At 41.9% G+C, this 23,957-nt stretch carries 19 protein-coding genes and 1 pseudogene; 11 read left to right on the forward strand and 9 right to left on the reverse strand.

Annotation, left to right across the window (positions count from 1 at the left end; genetic code table 11):
• Positions 1 to 37: 37 nt before the first annotated feature.
• A complete protein-coding gene (locus GJB62_RS25170; RefSeq protein ID WP_114083858.1) occupies positions 38 to 1,528 on the reverse strand; it encodes a hypothetical protein in 1,491 nt (496 codons plus the stop codon).
• Between the two features lie 193 nt (positions 1,529 to 1,721).
• On the reverse strand, positions 1,722 to 2,243 hold the full coding sequence (locus tag GJB62_RS25175) for a hypothetical protein (RefSeq protein WP_114083857.1): 522 nt from the start codon (positions 2,241 to 2,243) through the stop codon (positions 1,722 to 1,724).
• A gap of 233 nt (positions 2,244 to 2,476) precedes the next feature.
• Between GJB62_RS25175 and nfi the strand changes: the two genes are divergently transcribed.
• From nfi to GJB62_RS25230, 10 genes and pseudogenes are all read left to right on the forward strand, one after another.
• On the forward strand, positions 2,477 to 3,142 hold the full coding sequence (nfi, locus tag GJB62_RS25180) for a deoxyribonuclease V (protein ID WP_114083856.1): 666 nt from the start codon (positions 2,477 to 2,479) through the stop codon (positions 3,140 to 3,142).
• Between the two features lie 107 nt (positions 3,143 to 3,249).
• Positions 3,250 to 3,789: an FHA domain-containing protein gene (locus GJB62_RS25185; protein WP_114083855.1), complete on the forward strand. Its 540-nt coding sequence runs from the start codon at positions 3,250 to 3,252 to the stop codon at positions 3,787 to 3,789.
• Positions 3,790 to 3,857: 68 nt separating this feature from the next.
• Positions 3,858 to 5,816 (forward strand): FHA domain-containing protein, encoded by a 1,959-nt coding sequence (locus GJB62_RS25190; protein WP_114083854.1) that lies wholly within the window; start codon positions 3,858 to 3,860, stop codon positions 5,814 to 5,816.
• A gap of 872 nt (positions 5,817 to 6,688) precedes the next feature.
• Entirely contained in the window at positions 6,689 to 10,675 is a 3,987-nt protein-coding gene (locus tag GJB62_RS25200) for a magnesium chelatase subunit H (RefSeq protein WP_114083853.1), read from the forward strand.
• Between the two features lie 114 nt (positions 10,676 to 10,789).
• Entirely contained in the window at positions 10,790 to 11,209 is a 420-nt protein-coding gene (locus tag GJB62_RS25205) for a XisH family protein (RefSeq protein WP_114083852.1), read from the forward strand.
• The gene (locus GJB62_RS25210) at positions 11,197 to 11,532 is read left to right on the forward strand and encodes a XisI protein (RefSeq protein WP_114083851.1); all 336 of its coding nucleotides are present in this window, start codon (positions 11,197 to 11,199) and stop codon (positions 11,530 to 11,532) included. Before GJB62_RS25205 ends, GJB62_RS25210 begins: the two co-directional genes overlap by 13 nt.
• A gap of 221 nt (positions 11,533 to 11,753) precedes the next feature.
• Positions 11,754 to 11,891: a helix-turn-helix domain-containing protein gene (locus tag GJB62_RS37625; RefSeq protein WP_245246198.1), complete on the forward strand. Its 138-nt coding sequence runs from the start codon at positions 11,754 to 11,756 to the stop codon at positions 11,889 to 11,891.
• A 521-nt stretch (positions 11,892 to 12,412) separates the two neighbouring features.
• Entirely contained in the window at positions 12,413 to 13,141 is a 729-nt protein-coding gene (locus GJB62_RS25220) for a GIY-YIG nuclease family protein (RefSeq protein ID WP_245246001.1), read from the forward strand.
• Positions 13,142 to 13,447: 306 nt separating this feature from the next.
• Positions 13,448 to 13,703: pseudogene (locus GJB62_RS25225) on the forward strand (type II toxin-antitoxin system HicA family toxin).
• Positions 13,703 to 14,038, forward strand: a complete 336-nt coding sequence (locus GJB62_RS25230; RefSeq protein ID WP_196524836.1) for a type II toxin-antitoxin system HicB family antitoxin — start codon at positions 13,703 to 13,705, stop codon at positions 14,036 to 14,038. Before GJB62_RS25225 ends, GJB62_RS25230 begins: the two are co-directional and overlap by 1 nt.
• A gap of 136 nt (positions 14,039 to 14,174) precedes the next feature.
• On the opposite strand, the gene GJB62_RS25235 is transcribed toward GJB62_RS25230, so the two are convergent.
• From GJB62_RS25235 to GJB62_RS25265, 7 genes are all read right to left on the reverse strand, one after another.
• Entirely contained in the window at positions 14,175 to 14,327 is a 153-nt protein-coding gene (locus tag GJB62_RS25235) for a hypothetical protein (RefSeq protein ID WP_245246002.1), read from the reverse strand.
• A gap of 377 nt (positions 14,328 to 14,704) precedes the next feature.
• Complete coding sequence (locus GJB62_RS25240) at positions 14,705 to 15,619, reverse strand: DUF1338 domain-containing protein (protein ID WP_114083848.1); 915 nt, start codon at positions 15,617 to 15,619, stop codon at positions 14,705 to 14,707.
• A 37-nt stretch (positions 15,620 to 15,656) separates the two neighbouring features.
• Positions 15,657 to 16,976, reverse strand: a complete 1,320-nt coding sequence (locus tag GJB62_RS25245) for an acetyl ornithine aminotransferase family protein (RefSeq protein ID WP_114083847.1) — start codon at positions 16,974 to 16,976, stop codon at positions 15,657 to 15,659.
• Between the two features lie 898 nt (positions 16,977 to 17,874).
• On the reverse strand, positions 17,875 to 19,092 hold the full coding sequence (locus tag GJB62_RS25250; protein WP_114083846.1) for a M20 family metallopeptidase: 1,218 nt from the start codon (positions 19,090 to 19,092) through the stop codon (positions 17,875 to 17,877).
• Positions 19,093 to 19,190: 98 nt separating this feature from the next.
• Entirely contained in the window at positions 19,191 to 20,093 is a 903-nt protein-coding gene (locus GJB62_RS25255) for an undecaprenyl-diphosphate phosphatase (protein WP_114083845.1), read from the reverse strand.
• Between the two features lie 475 nt (positions 20,094 to 20,568).
• Positions 20,569 to 21,249, reverse strand: coding sequence for a dethiobiotin synthase (gene bioD / locus GJB62_RS25260; RefSeq protein ID WP_114083844.1), 681 nt, complete (start codon positions 21,247 to 21,249; stop codon positions 20,569 to 20,571).
• Complete coding sequence (locus tag GJB62_RS25265; protein WP_114083843.1) at positions 21,249 to 22,985, reverse strand: serine/threonine-protein kinase; 1,737 nt, start codon at positions 22,983 to 22,985, stop codon at positions 21,249 to 21,251. Before GJB62_RS25265 ends, bioD begins: the two co-directional genes overlap by 1 nt.
• 147 nt (positions 22,986 to 23,132) lie before the next feature.
• On the opposite strand from GJB62_RS25265, the gene GJB62_RS25270 reads away from it, so the two are divergent.
• Complete coding sequence (locus GJB62_RS25270; RefSeq protein ID WP_159402571.1) at positions 23,133 to 23,396, forward strand: hypothetical protein; 264 nt, start codon at positions 23,133 to 23,135, stop codon at positions 23,394 to 23,396.
• Positions 23,397 to 23,957 lie beyond the last annotated feature (561 nt).

The following is a 23,957-nucleotide window of genomic DNA, read 5'->3' on the forward strand; positions in this document are numbered from 1 at the left end:
CAGTGCTTTTCTAGTTTAGCTTTAAGATGCGATCGCTTTACTTCTTACTAAGGGAATTTTTCTCAGCGTAGTTGAGATTTCTCTGATATTCTGTAATTTTTTGTTGGGCTACTACATAATTTGGGCTGGAAGATGGCACAGTTTTCATAAGTGTGATCGCAGTTTTCCACTGACTTACAACTGTCTTCCACTCATCTGGAGATTTTGCTGATTGAGTAAGGTTAGCGGCATTAATTGCTTTACTTACTGCTTCTCGAAATGTATCAGCTTGAGGTATGAGTGCTGCTGAAAATGGAGTTGGCGAACTCACTTGAGAAATTATAGAATTTGTTGACTGTTCTTCCATTTTTGGGATTGTTGCTAATAAATATATTCCGATTGCAACCAAGGGAATGAACATAATTATCAGCAGCTTTTTATTTAATTTTTTAGGAGTTTGGTAATGATATTGGGATAGTGATTTGATGAATAAATGCTGTTTTTTGCCTTTTTTGATTTGGGTTAGACCCATATCACCACGTAGTCTGTCAATTTCTAAATCTGTGCGATCAACACTGTAGCTCTTAGGTCTAGTTTGTAAGTTTTGCAGTAGAACTTTTAGCTTAGGAATGAAGCATTTTATTACCAAATGTTCTAATTGATATAAATATGCGGCAGTAAAGATCCAAATCATGAACCAACGTTGGCTCAAAAAATCATTATTTTCAATACTATAAAAAATTCCGTTTGTTGCGCGTCCTGTTAAATTTCCCGTACAACCATTGAAGTATTCCGGTATTTTATTGTAAAAGTTGCAACTAAAAAAAGCTAATTCTGAAAAGATAGTTAGGATTAGCATAAAAGATAATCCCATTACTAATGTGCTATAGAAACCTGCCCATAAGCTATTGAAAGTAGGCATCCATTTTGGTAATTTATTAGATGATTTAGGCTTTTGCCAAATAAACCAGAAAATATGATAGACAAAGGCTAAGAAAGCTGTTGGTATTAATAAGCCGAATAAAATAGAAAATATTAATAATATAGGGCTGTTACCGATAACTGATATAAAGACTCCAGCCAATCCAAAGACTATTAAACGTGTGCCAGGAAATGCTATGGGAACCAGAATAATTGCCCTGAGCCAAGAACTAGGATAAGGAAACCAAACTGGCCATATTTTAGAGAGAGTTTCATATTTTCCCTGTTTAGCTAGTTCGAAAATACTGGAATATTTTTTAGTCTCATCATTTACTGAACTCAAATTTAAATCATTTATCCAACTTACTGAGGTTTGTCCTTTCTTTTTTCCATATATTTTTACAGACTTAATAGGTGGAGCTTCCAACTTGATTATTAGTTTATGAATAAAAGTGACTGATGACTCTTGCTCCGGTACTTGAAAAGATTCGAGGATTATCTGTAAGCAGCTATCTTTCAATATTGCTTTGGCACTAACACCTTTTGGTTGCAAAAGGTAATTGATTACTGAAGCAATTGCTTGTGCATCTCCCTTTTTAGCAAGTTCTAAAAGATTCGGCTGCGTCATAACCAATAAATCTGAAAAATTGATAAATTATCGTCTATCTCAGGGTTCCCAATTTATACACAAAAGCAACATTTTTAGAAAGTTACCAGACCGACATATCAAACTTGCTTGAATTTATTATATTTTTTACAAAAACCCTAGTTTTAAACTTTTCCTCTGTACCTATGTATCTCTGGATCAGGAAATTTAAATACTAACGTTCTTTTGTAATCACAGAACTACCATTACTAATACTAACTTTTTGAATAAAAACGTCAGTACAAGATGATAAAATATCAGTGCCTATTTTATTAGCAATAAATTCAAAATCTTGGTTTGTTAATCCCCGCGCTGTATCGCCACTTAAATTAATAAAAATAGTTAAAAATTGAGGCTCACTAGAAGACTCTTCATTACCTGCTGCTTCTAGTTCATCTTCTACTATGCCTAGATTAAACTCTTTAGTCCAAGCTGGAAACTTCTTACCCGTTTGTTGTCCGTAAATTTTCACGCTTTCAATAGATGCAGCCCCTAAACCAGTTAAACCTTTGCGGATGAATGTAACTAAAATTTGCTGATTTGGTACTTGGGCAGATTCTAGCGTTACCTCTAACCAAGCATCTTTAAAGGCAACTTTTGCAGTGATCCCTTTGGGGTGTAGGTGGCGGTTCATCAGAGATGCGATCGCATCTACATCTCCCTGTTTTGCAAGTTCCAGAATATTCGGCTGTGTCATAACCACTAAAAGAGAAAATCTAGGAAAATAAGCTTATATTCTTAGAATTCCCTCTTAACAGCCTTAAGTAACATTATGATGCAAAATATCAACTAACTTAGGCTAAAATATTTAGTATAAAGATAGTCTTTCATAGACTTTTGTAAAAAATATATTTCCCTGGATTAACATCGGTTTTTGCCCTTGCCAAATTAACAGGATTAATATTAATCAATTAAATTCCCATTTTCAATATGAAGTTTTATCGAGATCATGCTTGGCCTTCAACGCTGGAAGAAGCCATAGTTATCCAAGAAAAGCTGCGAGATCAAGTAATTACTGAGGATCAACTAGAAGAACCGATCCAGTACGTTGCTGGAGTGGATATGGGTTTTGAAGCTGATGGAACTATTAGCCGTGCAGCTGTCGCAGTACTGAGTTTTCCTGATTTACAAGTAATTGAGACGAGCCTAGCACACCGTCCTACTACCTTTCCTTATGTTCCTGGATTCCTCTCATTTCGGGAAATTCCAGCTGTTCTCGATGCCCTGGAGAAAATTCAAACAACACCAGGTATTATCCTGTGTGATGGTCAAGGAATTGCTCATCCCCGCAGATTAGGTATAGCTAGCCATTTAGGGTTACTTATAGATATGCCAACAATTGGTGTAGCTAAGTCCAGGTTGGTAGGTAAGTTTGAGGAATTGGCAGAAACCAAAGGCAGCAGCCAACCACTGATATATGACGGTGAAACCGTCGGGGCTGTTTTGCGATCGCGCACCGGAGTAAAACCTTTGTATATCTCCAGTGGTCATCGCATTAGTTTACCGACAGCGATTGACTATGTATTACGCTGTACGCCAAAATATCGGCTGCCAGAAACTACACGCATTGCTGATAAATTAGCGTCGGATAGATAAAGCTTGTTGAAGTTTTTTCTAAATACTTGCTTGCGCCTACTTAATCATGTTAGGAATCGCACAGAAAGAAGTTGAAGTAGCTAAATACGAATTACGAAGTTAGAACAATGAACGCACTAACTTTACAGTGGCACGATGCAGGTCAAGATAAAACTCAGAACATTTACGAACAACAGCCAAGTCAAAATCTTGGTACTGTCCGCATTGGTCGCGATCCCCTACGGTGCGATATTATTTTGAGTCATCCTACTGTATCTGGTCTGCACGTTGAAATATTTTTTCATCACCAGCAACAGCGCTTTTATATCAGAAATTTGCGATCGCAAAATCCCCCCCTTGTCGATGGACGGCAATTAGTCCAAGGTGAAATGCCGTTAACAGAGGGTACTAGTATCTCTTTGGGACAAATAAAACTCAACGTTACTAAAGTTTCCACAGGCAGCATTCCAGCAACAATTTTAATGCCACCACATCCCGGACATCATCACCATTCGCCAACACCTCCCGCGCCAGCGCTAGGAATTTATGGTTTAGAATGCCCCAAATGTCATAAAGTTTCCCCAGGAGAGAATCTGCAAATTGGCTGTCATTGGTGTGGAACATCTTTGGCTGCGGCAGTGAGTGTTTTAGTAGCACCGGGTAGTTAGGAACAAGGGAGATAAGGGAGACAAAAGGGAATTATTGAACAAGTCTAATAACAAATGACCAATGACAAATGACAAATGACTTGCAAATCCAATTAAGTTGGGAAGAACCAGCGACAGGAGAACGGCGAGAACCAAGGTTGAATATACCGATCGCTTTTGGTCGAGAATTCCCTCGCTTACCTGCCGAACTCAGGGGGATGCGCGTTTCTCGGATGCTGCTTAACAGTAACGAAGTTTCTCGCTACCATGCCCTAATTGACTGGGAACAAGACCGGTTAGTGGTGATTGACCAAGGCAGCGTTAACGGTGTATATGTCAACGGTAAACCACAAACGCGCAGTGTTTTGACTAATGGCGATACATTGCAAATTGGCCCTTATGTAATCACAGTGAAATTTGGTGCTAGCGCCTCTGAGCCAGATACCAGCCCACCTTCAACGATTCACTTCAACGCAAATACCAATCTTCCAGACCCCACATTACCTGTTGCCCAGCCGCTAACGCCCTTGGCAAGTAATTTCCCGCCACTAGCGTTTCAAGCGGAAAATGTCGCCGTGCAAGCGCTTCACGCTACAGGTTTATCAGTAGATGAATCTGATTATCTAGCGATCGGGGCGGGATTGGGTAGCTTTGTTTGGGCTGATTTACTGCGAATTAGTGGTGTGCGTCCTGACAAGATTGTAGCTTTGGGATTGGAAGCAGAGCCTTATGCTCGTTACAAGCGCCTTTGTTTGAATTCGCAAATTCCCTTATATGAAAGACTGCGTTCTAATTCTGACTCTTGCCCTGATAATATTTGGGGTTGGCCTAGTTATGCCTTGCGCGAGGCTTGGCGTGATTGCAGCAAGGGACAGATAAACTCAGCATTGAAGTATTTATGGCAAGTGTTTGCTGAACCAACATTTGCTGAAACTTATACACCCCGTGCGGGTAATGTCTTTGATTCCATAGACCGGGAAGCGAAGCGCATTGGCTGGAATCAAATTTATCGCTATGGGCGAGTTCGGGCAATTCGCAAAACTGATGATGGCAGATATTGCGTAGCCTATTCTCGCGCCCCAGGAAATTATGCTTTTTTAGTTACTCGTTATTTACATTTAGCTACTGGATATCCAGCAATTCAGTTTCTTCCAGATTTGCAAGCTTATAGAGAAAAATATCAAGATTTTAAATCTGTCGTCAATGCTTATGAAGCCCACGATCATGTTTATGAGCAACTAGAGCGACAAGGTGGTACGGTATTGATTCGGGGACGGGGAATTGTGGCTTCGCGGATTATTCAGCGCATTTATGAAGCCAGAAAGCGAAATCGGAATATTGCAGTTTTGCATTTAATGCGATCGCCAAAACCTCAAGGTAACAAATTTCAAAATACCCAGCGCCTAGTCAAAAATCATTACGAATTTCAACCCTTTAACTGGCCCAAAGCCTGTTGGGGCGGCGAACTCCGGGCAATGTTAGAAAAAGCCACCCCCGATGAACGCAAGCGTTTACTAGCAGACTGGGGTGGAACAACCACCGCCGACCGCCAGGACTGGCAGCAAATTACTGCCCAAGGCATCAGCGAAGGCTGGTATCAAATTACCTTTGGTGAGGTGCTAGATGTAGAACGAGATGTCCAAAACCGAACTATTACCAGTATCCGAGAGCAAAGCTTTGGGGAAATAAAATTGCTAGCTGATTTTATTGTTGATGCGACTGGACTGGATGCGAAAGTAGATGCCAATCCTCTGATAGCAGATTTAGTAAAACATTACAATCTTCCAGTCAATCATTTGGGGCGATTGACTGTAGCGAACAATTTTGAACTAGTAGAAATGCGTAGTGGCAAAGGTCAAATGTATGCTGCTGGGGCTATTACTTTAGGTGGCCCTTATGCTGCCGTTGATAGTTTTTTGGGCTTGCAATATGCTGCATTAGTCGCCATTGATGGACTCGCCGCCACCCGTGCGCCTGGAGTCCATCGTTTGAATACTATAAATTCCTTTAGCCAGTGGTTGAAGTGGGTGTTAAATCAGTCACCTTAGTTTAATAATGCACTAGGCAGGAGAATTGAAGGAGGCAGGAGGCAGAAGGTTTTACCTCAGTTGGGGATTCAAACCCCTCCTGAAAAAGAGCCACCCTTCGGGTTCGCCAGTCCAACGCCAGTCGCTCATGGGGGAAACCCCCTTGGCGCTAGCCTCTCCCTTTGGGAGAAGACCGCGCTGGCTCCTCTTTGTTGAAACAACAAGACCGGGCTGGCTCACCAAATTTTCAATTTGGAGTTATTGTCTTAAACCCAAGACCCTATGGTCGCGGCAAGAGGCACCAGCGCTGTTTTCCTCCAGCAAGAGCTGCCCGACGCTCACGGACTCGCTCTAAGCGAAGCCATGCCGAAGGCTTTACGCTCCGCTATCTGCCTCCTGCCTTCCTTGATAAATTATTTAACTGTTGAAAGTTTTGCTGCTTGAAAATTTTTGAGGGGAGATAAGAACGATCCGAAGAAGATTTTGAAAAAGTTAGAAGCTAAACTTTATTCTTAATTAAGAAATTATAGTAATTAGGCGATGTCTACAATCCTCTACGCCTAAGCATTTCGCCAAACATCAAAATTTTACAACCCGCTTGTGCGGGTTTTGTTTTTTAGCTGCAATAATATAGATAAATAGCTATCTAACTATAAAAATATATTACAAAAAGTTTACAAATTGGTGAGCAATTACTTTTATGTAAAGTCAACAATTACAAAGAAATATTTCGTTTTTTATATCGATTTGTGTCATATAAGGGATAAAATGCCTACTGGGCAAGCGTTTTCTGATAAAAAACAGATATTGCCTAAAGATCACAAGTTACCTGTGGCTGATGATGCCGCTAGGAACTTCCTTCAGAGAACACGCATCAAAGGAGCCGAAGAAGCATGTTCACACACGTCAAGTCCACCATTAGACACATTGCGCCTGATAACTTACGCGGACGTAGTTTAATCAAGGTGGTCTATGTCGTGCTTGAGTCCCAGTACCAGAGCGCATTGTCGCAAGCAGTTCGCACTATTAACGCGAACAATCCCAACTTGGCGATTGAAATCAGCGGGTACTTGATTGAGGAACTCCGCGACCCCGAAAATTACGAGGAGTTCAAACGAGAAATTGAGAATGCGAATATCTTCATCGCTTCCCTCATTTTCATCGAAGACTTAGCACAGAAAGTAGTAGCAGCAGTAGAACCACACCGCGATCATCTGGACGTTTCTGTTGTCTTTCCCTCCATGCCAGAGGTAATGCGCCTGAGTAAAATGGGCAGCTTTTCCTTGGCACAGTTGGGTCAGTCAAAAAGTGCGATCGCCCAATTCATGCGGAAACGCAAAGAAAAATCCGGTGCGGGATTCCAAGATGGGATGCTGAAGCTTTTGCGAACCCTACCGCAAGTTCTGAAGTTTTTACCGATGGACAAGGCACAGGATGCCCGAAATTTCATGCTCAGTTTTCAGTATTGGCTAGGTGGTTCTCCAGAAAACCTGGAAAACTTCTTGCTGATGCTAGCTGATAAATATGTATTTAAAGGTTTAGAAAAACAAAATTTTGCACCTTCTACATACGAACAGCCGGTGGTTTATCCCGATCTAGGGATTTGGCATCCTTTGGCTCCCAGTATGTTTGAAGATGTCAGAGAGTACCTCAATTGGTATACAGCTCGTAAGGATATTTCTAGCGATCTAAAAGATCCCCTAGCTCCTTGTGTCGGGTTAGTATTGCAACGCACTCACCTAGTTACAGGCGATGATGCCCATTATGTGGCAATGGTGCAGGAGTTGGAAGCACTAGGCGCACGGGTACTACCTGTGTTTGCTGGTGGTTTGGATTTCTCCAAGCCTGTTGAGGCTTACTTTTATGAACCAAATACCAACACACAGTTGGTAGATGCAGTGATATCGCTGACTGGTTTTGCTTTAGTGGGTGGCCCAGCCAGACAAGACCATCCTAAGGCAATTGAAGCACTCAAACGCTTAAATCGTCCTTACATGGTGGCGTTACCCTTAGTATTCCAAACCACAGAAGAGTGGATGGATAGCGATTTAGGGTTACATCCGATTCAAGTAGCTTTGCAAATTGCGATTCCTGAATTGGATGGGGCAATTGAGCCAATAATTTTATCGGGTAGAGATGGGGCTACAGGGAAAGCGATCGCACTGCGCGATCGCGTTGAAGCTGTAGCCGAACGCGCCTTAAAATGGGCTAACCTCCGCCGCAAGCCGAAGCTGGATAAAAAAGTCGCCATCACCGTTTTCAGTTTCCCGCCAGATAAAGGTAACGTGGGAACCGCCGCTTACTTGGATGTATTCGGTTCCATCTACGAGGTAATGAAAGCCCTTAAAAATAACGGCTACGACTTACCCGAATTGCCAGAATCAGCCGAAGCGTTGATGCAAGAAGTCATTCATGACGCTCAAGCGCAGTACAACAGCCCAGAACTGAACGTTGCTTACAAAATGTCGGTTCCAGAGTATGAGGCGCTGACCCCATACTCTCACCGCCTAGAGGAAAACTGGGGCCCACCTCCTGGACATCTCAACAGCGACGGGCAAAACTTGCTAATTTATGGTAAGCAATTCGGTAATGTTTTCATCGGCGTACAACCCACATTCGGTTACGAAGGCGACCCGATGCGGCTGTTATTCTCCCGTTCAGCTAGTCCTCACCACGGTTTTGCTGCTTACTACACTTACCTAGAGCAAGTTTGGAAAGCTGATGCTGTACTGCACTTTGGTACACACGGTTCCTTGGAATTCATGCCCGGTAAACAGATGGGGATGTCTGGTGATTGTTATCCAGATAACTTGATTGGCTCAATTCCCAACCTGTATTACTACGCAGCCAATAATCCGAGTGAAGCGACAATTGCCAAACGTCGGAGTTATGCCGAAACAATTTCCTACTTGACACCGCCGGCAGAAAATGCTGGTTTGTATAAAGGTTTGAAGGAACTCAGCGAGTTAATTGCTTCCTACCAAACCTTGAAAGATAGTGGACGCGGTGTTTCCATTGTCAACAGCATCATGGATAAATGCCGGATCGTGAATCTGGATAAGGATATTCACCTGCCAGAAACCGATGCCAGAGACATGAGTGCTGATGAGCGGGATAATATTGTTGGCAACGTCTACCGCAAGTTGATGGAAATCGAGTCTCGCTTGTTGCCTTGTGGTTTGCACGTCATTGGTAAACCCCCAAGTGCAGAAGAAGCGATCGCAACTCTCGTCAACATTGCTAGTCTAGATCGTCAAGAAGAAGGAATTCAAGGCTTGCCGGGAATTATCGCCAATAGCATTGGACGTAGTATTGACGATATTTACCAAAATAACGACAGAGGCATTTTAGAAGATGTCCAGTTACTCCAAGACATCACTTTAGCAACCCGTGCAGCAGTTACCGCCCTTGTCCAAGAGCAAATCGACGCGGAAGGACGAGTTTCTTTAGTTTCCCGGTTGAATTTCTTCAACATGGGCAAAAAAGAACCTTGGGTAGAATCATTGCATAAAGCAGGTTATCCCAAAGTCGATAACGCCGCCCTAAAACCCCTATTTGAGTATTTGGAATTCTGCCTAGAGCAAGTTTGTGCCGACAACGAACTCGGAGCATTACTCAGAGGCTTGGAAGGTGAATACATCCTACCTGGCCCCGGTGGCGATCCCATCCGTAACCCGGATGTATTACCCACGGGTAAGAATATCCATGCTTTAGATCCGCAATCCATCCCAACAACAGCAGCAGTCCAATCAGCTAAAATCGTCGTAGACAGGCTTTTGGTACGTAACAAGGCAGAAAATGAAGGAAAATGGCCAGAAACCATCGCCTGCGTCCTTTGGGGAACCGATAACATCAAAACTTACGGTGAATCCCTAGCGCAAATTATGTGGATGGTGGGCGTGCGTCCAGTTCCCGATGCCTTGGGACGGGTGAACAAGTTGGAATTGATATCTCTAGAAGAGTTGGGACGACCCAGAATAGATGTGGTAATCAACTGTTCTGGTGTATTCCGCGACTTGTTCATCAACCAAATGAACCTGCTAGACCAAGGCGTGAAGATGGCAGCTGAGGCAGATGAACCCTTAGAAATGAACTTTGTTCGCAAACACGCTTTGCTGCAAGCTGAGGAAATGGGAATTAATCTGCGTCAAGCAGCGACGCGCGTTTTCTCCAACGCTTCTGGTTCCTATTCATCAAATATCAACTTGGCGGTAGAAAACAGCACTTGGGATAGCGAAGCCGAGTTGCAGGAAATGTATCTCAACCGGAAATCCTTCTCCTTCAATTCCGATAACCCCGGAATCATGGACGAATCCCGGCAGATTTTTGAAAGTACATTGAAAACTGCTGATGCAACTTTCCAAAATCTCGATTCTTCCGAGATTAGCTTAACGGACGTTTCCCACTACTTCGACTCAGATCCCACTAAGCTGGTGGCAAGTCTGCGGGGTGATGGTAAAAAACCAGCATCTTATATTGCAGATACAACTACAGCTAACGCCCAAGTGCGGACATTATCAGAAACCGTGCGTTTGGATGCGCGTACCAAATTGTTAAATCCCAAATGGTACGAGGGGATGCTGTCTCACGGTTACGAAGGTGTGCGCGAACTCTCCAAGCGGTTGGTGAATACAACAGGTTGGAGTGCGACAGCCGGCGCTGTGGATAACTGGATTTATGAGGATACTAACGAAACCTTCATCAAAGATGAAGAAATGCAGAAACGGTTGCTAAACCTTAATCCCCATTCTTTCCGCAAGATTGTATCAACTTTGTTGGAAGTGAATGGACGCGGTTATTGGGAGACTAGCGAGGATAATTTAGATCGTCTGCGCGAGTTGTACCAAGAGGTTGAAGACCGGATTGAAGGGATAGAATAATCCCTAATCATAAATGTAGGGACGTTTTATAGAACGTCTCTACATAAAAAACGGTTTTGACAAATTGTATGGAATCCGACTAAATGAAAATCAAATATATAATTATAAATAGGTATGTCTGCTAAAGATGTCTTTCATGAAGTTGTCAAAACAGCTTTACAGAAAGATGGTTGGCAAATTACTCACGATCCACTCACAATTAGCGTGGGAGGAGTTAACCTTTCAATTGATTTAGCCGCCCAAAAGCTGATTGCAGCAGAACGTGAAGGACAAAAAATTGCAGTCGAAGTCAAAAGTTTTTTAGAGAGGTCGTCTGCTATTTCAGAATTTCATACAGCATTAGGGCAGTTTATTAACTATAGAGGTGCATTACGACGGCGACAACCGGAGCGTGTTTTGTATTTAGCAGTACCTTTAACAACTTATAAAACATTTTTTCAGCTTGATTTTCCTAAAGAGATGATTGTAGAAAATCAACTGAAAATGCTTATTTATGATGTAGAACAAGAGGTGATTTTCCAATGGATAAATTAACTCGATATCGCCAGCTTGTACAACAGATATTACATGATTATAGTGAGCAAAAACCAGCCTTCGGAAATATAGAAGTTGAAACAATTTTTGATACAGAACGTGACCATTATCAAATAGTTCATGTAGGGTGGGAAGGTCAAGACTGGGTACATAGTTGTATTATTCATATTGATATTAAAGGTGGGAAAATTTGGCTTCAGTGGAATGGTACAGAAGATGATATTGCAGCTAATTTGGTAGCTGCGGGAGTTCCCAAGGAAGACATTGTGTTAGGTTTTCAGTCTCCTTTTATGAGACAGTTTACAGAATATGCAGTGAGTTAGGAGATGTTTTGAAAATCTCCAAGTACTACTTAATGAATGTTAACCCACAACTCCTGTGTTAATTATGATATTAATGGGCTAGACAATGCTAAATAAGGTTAACCCAATTATTAAGTAAGAAGTATTAATTATGGATAATTGGCAAGATATTACTGAATGATAGATTAGTAAGACCAATACATCCTGGCGAAGTAATTGCAGATATTTTAGATGATTTAGATATTAATACCGCCAATTTTGCAGAAATTTTAGGAGTATCTCATCAAATAATTCAGGAAATCATTAATGGTCAAAGAGCAATTACAGTAGATATAGCAATACGTCTTGGTAAAGCTTTAGAAAATGGCCCAAGACTTTAGCTTAATCTTGAGCAAAAAGTTCATCTTTGGGATGCTTTACAAAGCCATAAAGAAGAATATGAGCAAGTTATGACATTGGTTTAGAAGAATATTGTGAAGAATTGTTTTTTGAATAATTGAAATTTACAGCTATTTTCAGGTAAATGAACCACATTTTTAAATCTTACGCATTCGCCGTTAGGCGTTACCGCAGAGTAGGCGCAAAAAAAGAAATTCAAATAAAACGGTTAGCGCCAGATAATCGCAAATTATTAACCTAGTTTTTAGGATTTTGCTTATTATGAAAAAGTACATAGCACAGAATCTAGTAACAGTAAATATGAGTTTTTTGTATGGCGCGGTTGTAAGCTTATGTGGTGTAGTTTGAGCGCCCAAGATTGCTCTTGTAATTGACATAGTAGAACAAATGAACTATATTGACAATAATCATTTTGCAAGGCTTCGTGAGGTTTTGAGTGAATCCTGGCTACATATACGCCCTACAAAACAGGTCATTCGGTAGTAACATCATTAAGATTGGCATGACAACGCGAGAACCAGAAGTTCGCGCAAAGGAGATTTATCGTGGTGTGTCAGGAGTACCTGAACCATTTGAGATTGCTTTCGCTTGTAAGGTTGCTGATTGTGAAGTAGCAGAGAAGAAAATCCATCGAAGATTCAATGCATATAGAAGTAACAAGGCTAGAGAATTCTTCATTATTCCTGTTGAGATTGCAAAAAAAGTTATTATTAGTGTCTGCCAAGAAGTTAATAAAATGTTTGGTTACTACACTGATGAGCTAATTGTTATTGAAAACCAAATAACTGATAGTCTAGAGGACTGTGCTGATGACCCACCCGAAGTTGTTATGCTTAGTATAAATAGTATAGTTTCTTCTCCTCTGAAAACAAGTTTGCTGAGTGATGAGCAGAAAGCAAGGGTGGAGATTATTGCAGAAATCTTTGCAAATATTTTTCGAGATACCTCAGACGCTTGGATTATGGACTTTTCACGGGATCATAATCCAGAAACAGAGATTTATATTTGGGAACACATTGCTATGGCATTTTTAAAGATAGAGCAAGTTAAATTCCTTAGTGAAGAGCAGAAGAAAGAAGCCTTTGGTATTTTGCTAATGCGATCAATGACATCAGCTAGTAAAGTTCTTGAACAATTTAAACTAAAAACGTTTTCTAGAAAAGCAGCAAAGGAAATCCTACGTGAATACAAACTTGATCCACGACCACTTGTAGTTCGGCAACTAGCTTAACATTTAATCTTAATACTAAAATGCATCACTCTTAGACAACAGCGATCGCTTTGTTTTTGAGGTTTTTTGTAAGGCAATACTCTACAGTGAGCTTCTTTACGAGACGCTGCCCGAACGCTAACGCACTCACTCACTCTTCCATAACATGTGATCGCCTTTTTTTTGAGGTTTTCTGCAAGGCGATCGCACTCACCCTTCCACAACAGGCGATCGCTTCTATATTTTCAATGATATCATAATATGATATCATTATATCTCTGAATATATTCAAGTTAACTGTAACATGGCTCTAATTGTATTGATTAAATGGATCTCAATAACAAACAACGTCAGATTTTAGAGTTAATTTTTACAAATCCTGTACCATCTAATATTCTTTGGAAAGATATTGAAAGTTTATTTATAGCTCTCGGTGCTGATATTACTCAAGGTAGAGGTTCGCGGGTTCGTGTGAAATTATGTGAAAGCTGTTTTTCACGAACCGCATCCTCAAAATGAAACAGATAAAGGAGCAGTCAAATCTGTTAGAGAATTTTTAATTAAGGCAGGAATTGAAATATGATGACTTATAAAGGATACACAGCTAGTATAGAAGTAGATGTAGAAGCGGGAATACTTTTTGGTCAAGTCCTAGATATTAATGACGTGATTACCTTTAAGGCAAAAACTGTAGAGGAAGCGCGTCAAGAATTTCAAATTTCTGTTGATGATTATCTTGCTTTCTGTGAAGAACTAGGAGAGGAGCCTGATAAACCATTCTCTGGTAAACTTCCATTCCGCACAACTCCAGAACACCACCGCAAAATATTTATTGCTGCTAAAAAGGCTGGCAAAAGCATAAATGCTTGGATGGATGAAATATTAACTGGTGCTGCGGATAAAGTAATCAATACTTAGAGTCAATCATTCTAAATATGTTCTTCAGGAGTTAGGCTTTGAGCTTGCAGATTACCCCACCAACGGCTTCCGTCCGCTACTCTGAAGTGTAAGGTAGCTGGCAACATCAATTGGGATAAAGGAATACCGTTGTGCGTTACGCATAGTCTTGAGTTTTAGCAGCTTGTAGCACTTTTAACATAGTATCTGCGGCTTCAACTGCATTATAAGGCGACCACACAGGATAAGACTGATCGGGCTTAATCAGATCGGTTTCCTGTTGGGCTAACTCTGAGATTAAAACCTGCATAATGTAAAACTTATCTGCTCGACTAAGTTATCGCAAAGTAGAGATTAATTCTGCTGAAACCATGCAAAGTACTCCAGTAAATCAAGTCTGCTTCTCGATCATAGATTATTAGTTGGGTTTCACTGCGTTTACCCCAAGCTACAACTAGAATAATCACGTCTGCAACTTACAGATGAGACAATTCAAGGAGCTAATAATGCGTAGGCGTAGCCCGTCGTAGACATCGCACTCACTCTTTCACAATAGCGATCGCATTGTCTTTGAGGTTTTCTGCAAGGCGATACCTACGGTGAGCGACGCTAACGCATTTGACATTTAAGACAGTCGCTACATAAATATATCTTTTAAAAAACTCTAGGTTTCAACATGGATGAGGTTTATTTAGATAGACGAGTCATTTCAAACAATTGCTGGGCATTACTTCCTAAAAAAGCATCGAAAAGTATCTGCTTTCCAGGCTCGATTTCGACTAGATAACGCTGGGCAATTTCATAATAAGCGTAAGTCCAAGGGATCTGAATTTCTGCGCCACTGTTATCATCTAGCACTGTCACCATTTCTGTTACAGCTTGAGTTGCAGTTTGCCGCAAACCACAGGCAATATTCCCCTCTATCTCTGCTTTCATTGGTACACCCAGATGAGCCAAACCACTAGCGGTAGTCTCAATATCTGGATATTCTGGGGTGTTCTGTCCGTTGACGTAGCCTGTAAAATGGTTGACACCATATCCGTGCAGCAACACCCAAGCCCCATACTGAGTAACCTGATTGACCTCTTCGACAACAGAACGCCTGGGAGGTAGCCAAGGACGGGTGAAGACTTGCTGAAGTTGTTTGGCAATGGTTTCAATCTCCGCGTCTTTTTTGAGAAGAGTAACGGGTGAGGTTAGTTGGTGTGGGATTGCAGATACTGTTTTAGAGATGAGTTGAGCAATATTAGCAGGCAGTTCATTAACAATCAACTCGCTGATAAAGAGTTTGGGTAAGTTAAATTTTTCTTGCTGTGGATGGCGATAATGACGGGCATATAGATGAGTTTGAGCAAAATTATACTCTCCAGCCGCCACGTAACCCAAAGCTTCTGCAAATTGTGCGAGATAGTCAATTCCTAAACTAACTTGACCCTGCGGACTATCTACTAATAAACGCAAAGACCGAAAGGCGATGTGGTCGTTGGCAACAGTCCCACCCGCAGTAGTTATCATTTGCTGGTAGGTACGGGCATGATTTACTCTGGCGCTGTATTCTTGCCAAAGTAATTTCCATAAATTTAAGGCTATTTCGGGTTTCATATAAATTTGTCATTTGTCATTTGTCATTTGTCATCTTTTAAGAACTTAAAATCTCGCTAATAATCTGAAGGGCGATTTGGATTTGGTCGCTGTCGATAACTAGAGGGGGACAGAAACGAATTGCCGCTTTACCGCAACCTAGTAATAATAAACCGCGTAAAAAAGCTTCTTGAATAATGCGATCGCGCAATTTATGATCGAGATTACCCTGTTCATCCAATAAATCCACGGCTACCATCAAACCTTTACCTCGTGGCGGCGATACTCTGGGAAATCTTTGATGCAATTTGGTAAGACTAGCTTGTAAGAATTCTCCCATCTGGCTAGCGTTGGTCATTAAACCACTTTCCAGCAATTGCAATGTGGCAATACCAGCAGCACAAGCTACGGGATTACCGCCAAATGTAGTAGCGTGAGAACCTGGAGGCCAAGTCATTAACTCTGGTCTAGCAAGTATCGCACCTAATGGCAGACCACTGGCGATACCTTTCGCAGTAGTAATAATATCAGGCATCACACCCCAATGCTCGATCGCAAATAAGCGACCAGTCCGCCCCATCCCCGCTTGCACTTCATCCACTACCATCAGAATACCGTGGCGATCGCAAATATCCCGAATCCGTTTTAGAAAACCATCCTCTGGTACGATATACCCGCCCTCTCCTTGAATCGGCTCAACTACGATCGCGGCTACTTCTTGCGGTGGTAAAATTGTCCCGAATAGCTGTTGTTCCAGGTAATCTAAACTGGCGTGAGTGCCGTAGGGGATATGAGTTACCCCAGGAACTAAAGGCCCAAAATTCGCTCGCTGCACTGCTTTAGAACCCGTGAGAGACATTGCCCCATAAGTGCGTCCGTGAAATGCACCTAAGAAAGCCACAATTAGCGATCGCTTGGTGTAATATCGGGCTAGTTTAATTGCTCCTTCGTTTGACTCTGCCCCGGAATTGGTGAAAAATACTTTTGCTGGGAATGCACTGTTACTCTGTGGTTGAGGAAAAGGGGCGCGAATCGCTAATTGTTCCGCTAATTCCACCATCGGTTCATAATAAAAATCCGTCCCTGACATGTGCAGCAGACGTTCGGATTGTTCTTGAATTGCTTTGACGACTTCCGGGTGGGCGTGTCCGGTGGCGGTAACAGCAATACCTGCGGTCATATCCAGAAATACATTGCCATCTACATCTTCTACCATGCAGCCTTGTCCGCGAGATACAACTAACGGGTAATCGCGGGTGTAAGAAGGGGAAGTTACCGCGCGATCGCGTTGTACAATTGCTTGAGCGCGAGGCCCAGGTAAAGAAGTTATTAAACGGGGTATACGAGGTAAATTTAAGTTAATAGGTATACTTAACATTATTTTTGCAATTTTTTAAAGATTACTGATGATTAAACGCTAAAGCTTGATTGGTTACAGTAGCATTTGATGCCATTGGTGTAGAAATTACGCATTTACCGAAAAAGCTTTACAGTAAAAGGTTTTTGTATTTTGTAAGACTTTGCCCGTTTTTATAACACAACTTTTGCGATCGCGTCATATTATATTTTTTGAAGCATAACAGCTTCACTATTAGATATCAGGGTGCAAGCTACAGAACATTTGTTGAGAGAATCTGTATTACGTCCACAGGAGAATTGCTATATGCAAAAATTAATACAAGTCTCTGAGATAATCAACCAATGACTTAGATACCTGGACAAAAAGCCTGCTACGCCTACGCAATAGTTAGTTTTCAAGTCGCATTAGTAGCTTTTGTGACTCCAATAGTTAGTTTTCAAGTCACATTAGTAGCTTTTGTGACTCCAATAGTTAGTTTTCAAGTCACATTAGTAGCTTTTGCGACTCTAATAGTTGGTTTTTAAGTCGCATTAGTAGCTTTTGCGACTCCAATAGTTAGTTTTCAAGTCACATTAGTAGCTTTTGCGACTCCAATAGTTGGTTTTTAAGTCGCATTAGTAGCTTTTGCGACTCCAATAGTTGGTTCAGTAGTAGCCAGAAGACCTCAATCTTCCTCTCTGCACCTCTGCGTGAGGTTAGGGACTTCCAAATAAAAAAATATCCCAAAGTCGATAGCAAAATTCTCTCTATTTCCCTTCACTCTGTGTTCTCTGCGTCTCTGTGGTTTGTTTATTTGGATAATTTATTTCTTGGAAATCCCTTATTCAGCTTAAAGACGTGATAAATCGCGTCTCTACATCAGGATTTTGGGCTTATCTGAATTGTATTAAATTAAAAACAGCTAATATACACCCACTCAATTAAAAAACTTCTCCACGCATCTAACAAATATTTCCACACCCATTCCCAACGCCGTTTCGTCAAAATCAAACCGGGGATGATGATGGGGATACGCCAAATCTTTCTCTGGATTCGCAGAACCTAAAAAGAAATAGCAACCAGGAACCTCTTGCAAGAAAAAAGACATATCTTCAGCAGCCATAGTTTGGCATTCTGGCACAATACCCAACGGCGTTTCTACAACTTCTTCTGCTACAGTTCGCACCAATTCCGCCATCTTCATATCATTAATTACTGGTGGATAAAGTGCCCAATATTCTAAGTCATAACTCGCACCATGACTTTGACAAATTCCAGCAATAATCTGCTCGACGCGCTGGTTAAAAAACCCTTTCAAACTAGGATTGAAATATCTAACAGTGGCACTCATTCTCGCTGTATCAGCAATCACATTACGCTTGGTTCCAGCATGAAGTTCACCCACCGTTACCACAGCCGAATCAATGGGATTCACATTCCGGGCGACAATGGTTTGCAAGGCATTTACAATTTGAGCAGCAACTACAACGGAATCAACGGTTTGATGGGGTAGTGCGCCGTGTCCACCTTTGCCTAAAATTGTGCAGTTAAAGCACTCCACAGCAGCCATCAACGCCCCAGCCCGGACACCAACTGTTCCCAAGGGTAAATTATTCCACAAGTGCAAACCAATAATCGCGTCAACATCAGGATTTTTAAGAACTCCAGCTTCAATCATCGGCTTTGCGCCTCCTGGTGATTCTTCTGCTGGCTGAAAGATAATTTTTACGGTACCGGAGAAGTCTTGGCGATGCTGTTGCAGATAGTAAGCTGTACCTAAAGCGATCGCAGTATGTCCATCATGTCCACAAGCGTGCATCACTCCATCATGCTGCGATTTGTAGGGCACTTCGTTGAGTTCTTGGATTGGCAAAGCATCCATATCTGCCCGAATCGCTAAAACTTTCTCTGCACCTAGTTTGTTACCCTTGATAGTGGCAACAATGCCAGTGTGAGCAATGCCAGTTTGATGCTCGATTCCCCACTCTTGCAGCTTTTGTGATACGAACTCAGCCGTCAGCTTTTCTTGAAAACCCAACTCTGGTTGTTGATGCAATCGCCGCCGCCACTCTACTAATTGCGGTTGCAATGAGCGAATTGCCAGCCGGATGCGAGATAGATCAACAGATGAGGGATTGGGAAAGGTAGAAACCATTATGAAGACAAGCTAGTTTAAGTACAGCTAACTTAGTCTATCGTAGGGAATGGTGAAGAATCATCATTAGAATCTTCTTAACCAGTTACCAGGTAAAATCAATTCTGCAACCAACCAGCCATCACAGCAACTATCAAAAATAAACCCATCGCCAAACGGTAGAAAACAAAAATCAAGGTGCTGTGTTTTTCCAGGTAGCGCAGGAGTCCCCAAATTGCAGCAAAAGCGGAAATGCTAGCGGAGATTAAGCCTACCAACAAAGTCAACCAACCAGCCGTACTCAACCCTGCTTTCGTAAGAGTATGGAGTTCTACAGCACCTGCCAAAATCACGGCTGGTAAGCCCAACAAAAAAGAAAATCGGGCTGATGTCTCCCGTTCCATACCCAAAAATAACCCAGCAGTGAGGGTGGAACCAGAGCGAGAAACGCCAGGGATTAGGGCAAAAGCTTGAGCAACTCCTACCCAAATGCCATCCCAGAGGTTGAGGTTGTCAAAAGTGCGATCGCGTCCTCCACGTTTTTCGGCGATCGCTAGCAATCCTGACATAATAATTGAAGCTGCACCAATAACTACTAACCCTCGCATCGGTGAGTTGCAAGCGTTCAGAATTGGTTTGAGTAGCACACCAGCCACAGCAATGGGCAAGGTTCCGATCAATAAGCCCAACATCAGTTGCAAAGAACTAGATTGATAATCTTGTCCGCTAATTGCTCTAACTGTCTCTCCTGTTAATTTTTTTAAGTCTTGCCAAAAATAGACTAAAACAGCAGTCAAGCTAGCTAACTGCATTGCTGCTGAAAAAGCAGATCCTGGATCTTTCAGTCCCAGTAGAGTTGGTACTATCCGCAAATGAGCAGTACTGCTAATTGGTAGTAGTTCTGTAATTCCCTGAACGATGCCTAAAATAATCACGTCAATCCAGCTAAGGTTGGCAAAGTCTAGATTCACTTCACTACCGTTGCCACAGACGGCACTCGCCACCACAAAAGAAAGCATCATGATATCAGGCGTAAATAATTTACTTTTAATCAAACACCGACAAAGTAACTTATGTTAGTGACGCTTCTGTGACTAAGACATGGCACTTGGATGACATCTAAATACAAATAAAAATCTCGTGTGTTCGCGCAACTTGTCGTTAGGCAATAAATACCATTTTGTTATTTTAAAAACATCTTTAAATAATCATATTTTGCACATAATAAATCTACTCATGAAGTGTTATTTTAGTCCAAAAATTTAAATAAGGCAGGTAAATCCTGCCTTGTGTGTCACCAAAGTTAGGTTAGCTTCACTTCTCTTACCATTGCACGTCTTATTGACAAAGCTATTACCAAGTTATGTCAGAACTGTGACTGCATCAGTTGTAAAAAGTGATTGAACATTCATTCGCTACTTTTTCCCTAATGCCCCTCATCAGTGCTGAGTGAGAAGGGATAGACCAATGCCCAATGCCCAATTCCCAATTCCCAATTCAAAGTGTCAGTGTTTCCCAATCTAAATCTGATGCTATTTGAGCAAGTTTATCTAAATCAGTCAGATTATCTAAATAGGGTAAGCAGCCTAAAACTGGCATGTTAGTAAGTGATTGAATTAATTGCTGTGGTGTCCAGTCGGCTATTTCTGCATCTGTTCGAGGTTGTATGCAGTTCAGAACAATGCCTTTGAGATTAACGCGCGATTGCCTAGCTAATGCAACGTTTGCCACTGCTTGAGCGATCGCACCCAATCTAACTGGTACTACCAATACCGTTGGTAAACGCCATTCTCCCGCTAAATCAGCTACCGTTAACTCGTCAGTTACTGGCGAACCTAAACCTCCCAAGGCTTCTACAAGTACAAAATCACGTTGCGATCGCAACTTAGACAAAGCTTGCCAAACTATTGCTAAATCGACTTGGCGATTTTCTCGTGCGGCGGCGATGGGAGGGGCTAAAGGTGCTTCAAAGTATAACGGTGTAATTTCCTCTGAAGATTGTTCTAGCGCAAATAGCTTTTGATACCACTCGCGATCGCCAATTCCCGATTGAATCGGCTTCATGATTCCCCAGCTACGCTGCGGGTAATATTTTTGCCAATAGGCTGCTAAGGCTGTTGTTAAAACAGTTTTACCAGCTTCGGTATCAGTTCCAGTAATCAGTAGTGTGTTTAACATTAATTTCTTTGACCAGAAAATGGTTGTGTTTCATTAACTGGCGGCAAGGTTGGCGTTTCACCAGTGGGCGGAGTTGGAATCGGTTTCTCTGTGGGAATTGGGAAGGGTGTTTCTGTAGGAATTGGGAGGGGTGTCTCTGTAGGAATGGGAATCGGTGTCTCTGTGGGAATTGGGAAGGGTGTTTCTGTGGGAATGGGGAAGGGTGTTTCTGTAGGAATGGGGATCGGTGTTTCTGTGGGAATTGGTTTGACTGGTTTTTCTAATGAAACATTCAGGTTGTAATTGCTTTCGGCAACTCCCGAAGCCAGTGTTAACTCAATAGTATATCTACCAGTAACTAGCAATATGCCTTCATAAGCTGTTATTGGCTGGGTATTCTGAGCAAGTGGTTGTTCATTGGGACTTAAAACTGTGAGCAATACGCTGCTTGTTGGGTCAATCAACGCAGTTAACTTGTCACCTTTCTGTCCAAAAAAAGTATACCGGATGATTTGATTTGTTTTGAGAGTATCTGTAACTGTGGCTGTATTATTTGCTCCCAAATTGAGCCGCCTAGAAATAGGTTGCTCAATGGTGGGTGTGGGTGTTGCTGTGAATGTAGTACCACCAGAAATAACTGGTGAAGGGAAATTTTGTGGAAGCGTTTCAGTTGGTGATGGTTTCGACTGACTGCGAATTGAACTTACCAGTGCCCAAGAACCAAATCCGGCGACAAAAACTACACCAGTGGCAATTGCCGCGATCGCTAACGGGTTATCCAAGACTGAACTAGTGGAACTTGGTGGAATTACAGGATCGGGTTGTTTCTTCGGCGAAGCTGGTGGTGGTACTGAGTCAGGACGGCGGCTAACAGCCATTGTCTGCAAATTAGACGCATTCAGGGGAGGAAGACTGACTTGTTCTAAAGGTTGTAGTGCTTGAGATACACTAGCAGCACTCTGATAGCGATCGCTCGGTATATGATTCAACATTCGATTCAAAACTTGAGCAAATCGCGGACTCACCTTTACCCATCGCTGCCAATTCCAAGTTAGTTGGTTTTCGTCAAATAAATCCTTTGGTTCTTTACTAGTCAGCAAAACAATCGCGCTTACCGCTAATGCGTACAAGTCACTGCTAGGGTAAGCTCCCCCTGTTTGCATTTGTTCACTCGGAGAGTAGCCTAATTTTCCCACAGTGGTTTCGGGCATAGCGCTCTCTGGCGATCGCAAACGTGTTGCTAGTTCCTTTACCACCCCAAAGTCAATTAACACAGGTTTAGCGTCACTATCTCGCAAAATAATGTTTTCTGGCGAGATATCTCGGTGAATGATCCCTCGACTGTGAATATGCTCTAAAACAGGCAACAACAACTGTATCAGCTGCAATACTTCCGCCTCTGTGAAGGTTTTACCAATAGCTTGACGTTCAGCCAGCATCGCTCGGTAGGTTTGACCTGCAACATAGTCCTCTACCAAAAATAAGCGTTGGTCTTGCTCAAATCTTTCCCGAAATTTGGGGACTTGTGGATGTTCGATTTGATATAAAATGGCAGCCTCTCGGTGAAAAAGCTCCTTTGCCTTTTCCCAAGCCGAAGCCTCCGTTGCTGTTGAAATCAATTCCTTGATCGCGCACAGTTCGTTAAATCGCCTCTGATCTTCTGCCAGATAGGTTCTACCAAATCCTCCTTGTCCGAGAATTTGAATTATGCGGTAACGGTTTTGCAAGACAGTGCCAACTGTAATGGGTGGTTGCATGAGCGATTGATTGAGTGTAGGAGCAATTGAGGAAGAAGTCACCCACCAAGATTAAGTCCGAGAGGCGACACAGTTACATGCAGCGATATTCTACCTTACCTAATGGGTATACCCCCAGTTAGGAGTATACGCAAAGTCACGTTTCAAGTGTCTTATGCAACTTTAGGAACTGTCCACGATATAGGGGGCAGGGGAAGTGTGGGAGGTGTGGGAGGTGTGGGAGGTGTGGGAGGTGTGGGAGGTGTGGGAGGTGTGGGAGGTGTGGGAGGTGTGGGAGGCAATGCAGCGTTCATTGATGTGCAGTTATTCAATTCCTCCTCTTTCTCCCCACACTCCCCACGCTCCCCACACTCACGCTCATTTCTCACAAGTGAGAAATCCAGGCTACCCTGTTACCCATCTCACTTTTAGAGCATTGCTCCCCAGAAGATCACTGGGGAAAGAAGAACAAAAATTAGCGCAGCTTGGTGCTGTCAGCCTTGCACGAAAACCACACCTATGAGAGTTTGTTTAAATACAATTATTCTGGAATTTTATTGTGTGAATTAAAACTTAAAATTAAATCTGCCAGTTTACTTATTTATTGCTAGTATCGTAGAATATAATAGGATACAACTTAAACACTTAGTTCCAAATGCTCCTTGTCTAAGAACAACCTTCAATACCACTTAAAGTTATAAATACTTTACTGTCAGTAATAAATGATGTATTTAGAAGAAGCAATCTAGTACACCAATCTTTGATAGCTTGAGGTTATTTGTCTCAACTCAAAAATTTTAATTATACATCTACTGGACGGACTTGATATCAGTTAAGCTATCAATGGTTTGCTTCCAAAGAAAATTAGACAGTTAGCGAATGATAATTTTATGGAGAAATGCTTAAATTTTGTATGGAAGCTTTAATAAAACTCACAGATGTTTTTTTAGGCTATTTCTCAGTTAAATCTATTAAATCTCTAATGATAATATT

Source organism: Nostoc sp. ATCC 53789, assembly GCF_009873495.1.
Classification (GTDB): Bacteria; Cyanobacteriota; Cyanobacteriia; order Cyanobacteriales; family Nostocaceae; genus Nostoc; species Nostoc muscorum_A.

Coding starts and splice junctions, on each gene's coding strand:
- GJB62_RS25170 (WP_114083858.1), bottom strand. CDS start 1,528: ATGACGCAGCCGAATCTTTTAGAACTTGCTAAAAAGGGAGATGCACAA.
- GJB62_RS25175 (WP_114083857.1), bottom strand. CDS start 2,243: ATGACACAGCCGAATATTCTGGAACTTGCAAAACAGGGAGATGTAGAT.
- nfi (WP_114083856.1), top strand. CDS start 2,477: ATGAAGTTTTATCGAGATCATGCTTGGCCTTCAACGCTGGAAGAAGCC.
- GJB62_RS25185 (WP_114083855.1), top strand. CDS start 3,250: ATGAACGCACTAACTTTACAGTGGCACGATGCAGGTCAAGATAAAACT.
- GJB62_RS25190 (WP_114083854.1), top strand. CDS start 3,858: ATGACAAATGACTTGCAAATCCAATTAAGTTGGGAAGAACCAGCGACA.
- GJB62_RS25200 (WP_114083853.1), top strand. CDS start 6,689: ATGTTCACACACGTCAAGTCCACCATTAGACACATTGCGCCTGATAAC.
- GJB62_RS25205 (WP_114083852.1), top strand. CDS start 10,790: ATGTCTGCTAAAGATGTCTTTCATGAAGTTGTCAAAACAGCTTTACAG.
- GJB62_RS25210 (WP_114083851.1), top strand. CDS start 11,197: ATGGATAAATTAACTCGATATCGCCAGCTTGTACAACAGATATTACAT.
- GJB62_RS25220 (WP_245246001.1), top strand. CDS start 12,413: ATGACAACGCGAGAACCAGAAGTTCGCGCAAAGGAGATTTATCGTGGT.
- GJB62_RS25230 (WP_196524836.1), top strand. CDS start 13,703: ATGACTTATAAAGGATACACAGCTAGTATAGAAGTAGATGTAGAAGCG.
- GJB62_RS25235 (WP_245246002.1), bottom strand. CDS start 14,327: ATGCAGGTTTTAATCTCAGAGTTAGCCCAACAGGAAACCGATCTGATT.
- GJB62_RS25240 (WP_114083848.1), bottom strand. CDS start 15,619: ATGAAACCCGAAATAGCCTTAAATTTATGGAAATTACTTTGGCAAGAA.
- GJB62_RS25245 (WP_114083847.1), bottom strand. CDS start 16,976: ATGTTAAGTATACCTATTAACTTAAATTTACCTCGTATACCCCGTTTA.
- GJB62_RS25250 (WP_114083846.1), bottom strand. CDS start 19,092: ATGGTTTCTACCTTTCCCAATCCCTCATCTGTTGATCTATCTCGCATC.
- GJB62_RS25255 (WP_114083845.1), bottom strand. CDS start 20,093: ATGATGCTTTCTTTTGTGGTGGCGAGTGCCGTCTGTGGCAACGGTAGT.
- bioD (WP_114083844.1), bottom strand. CDS start 21,249: ATGTTAAACACACTACTGATTACTGGAACTGATACCGAAGCTGGTAAA.
- GJB62_RS25265 (WP_114083843.1), bottom strand. CDS start 22,985: ATGCAACCACCCATTACAGTTGGCACTGTCTTGCAAAACCGTTACCGC.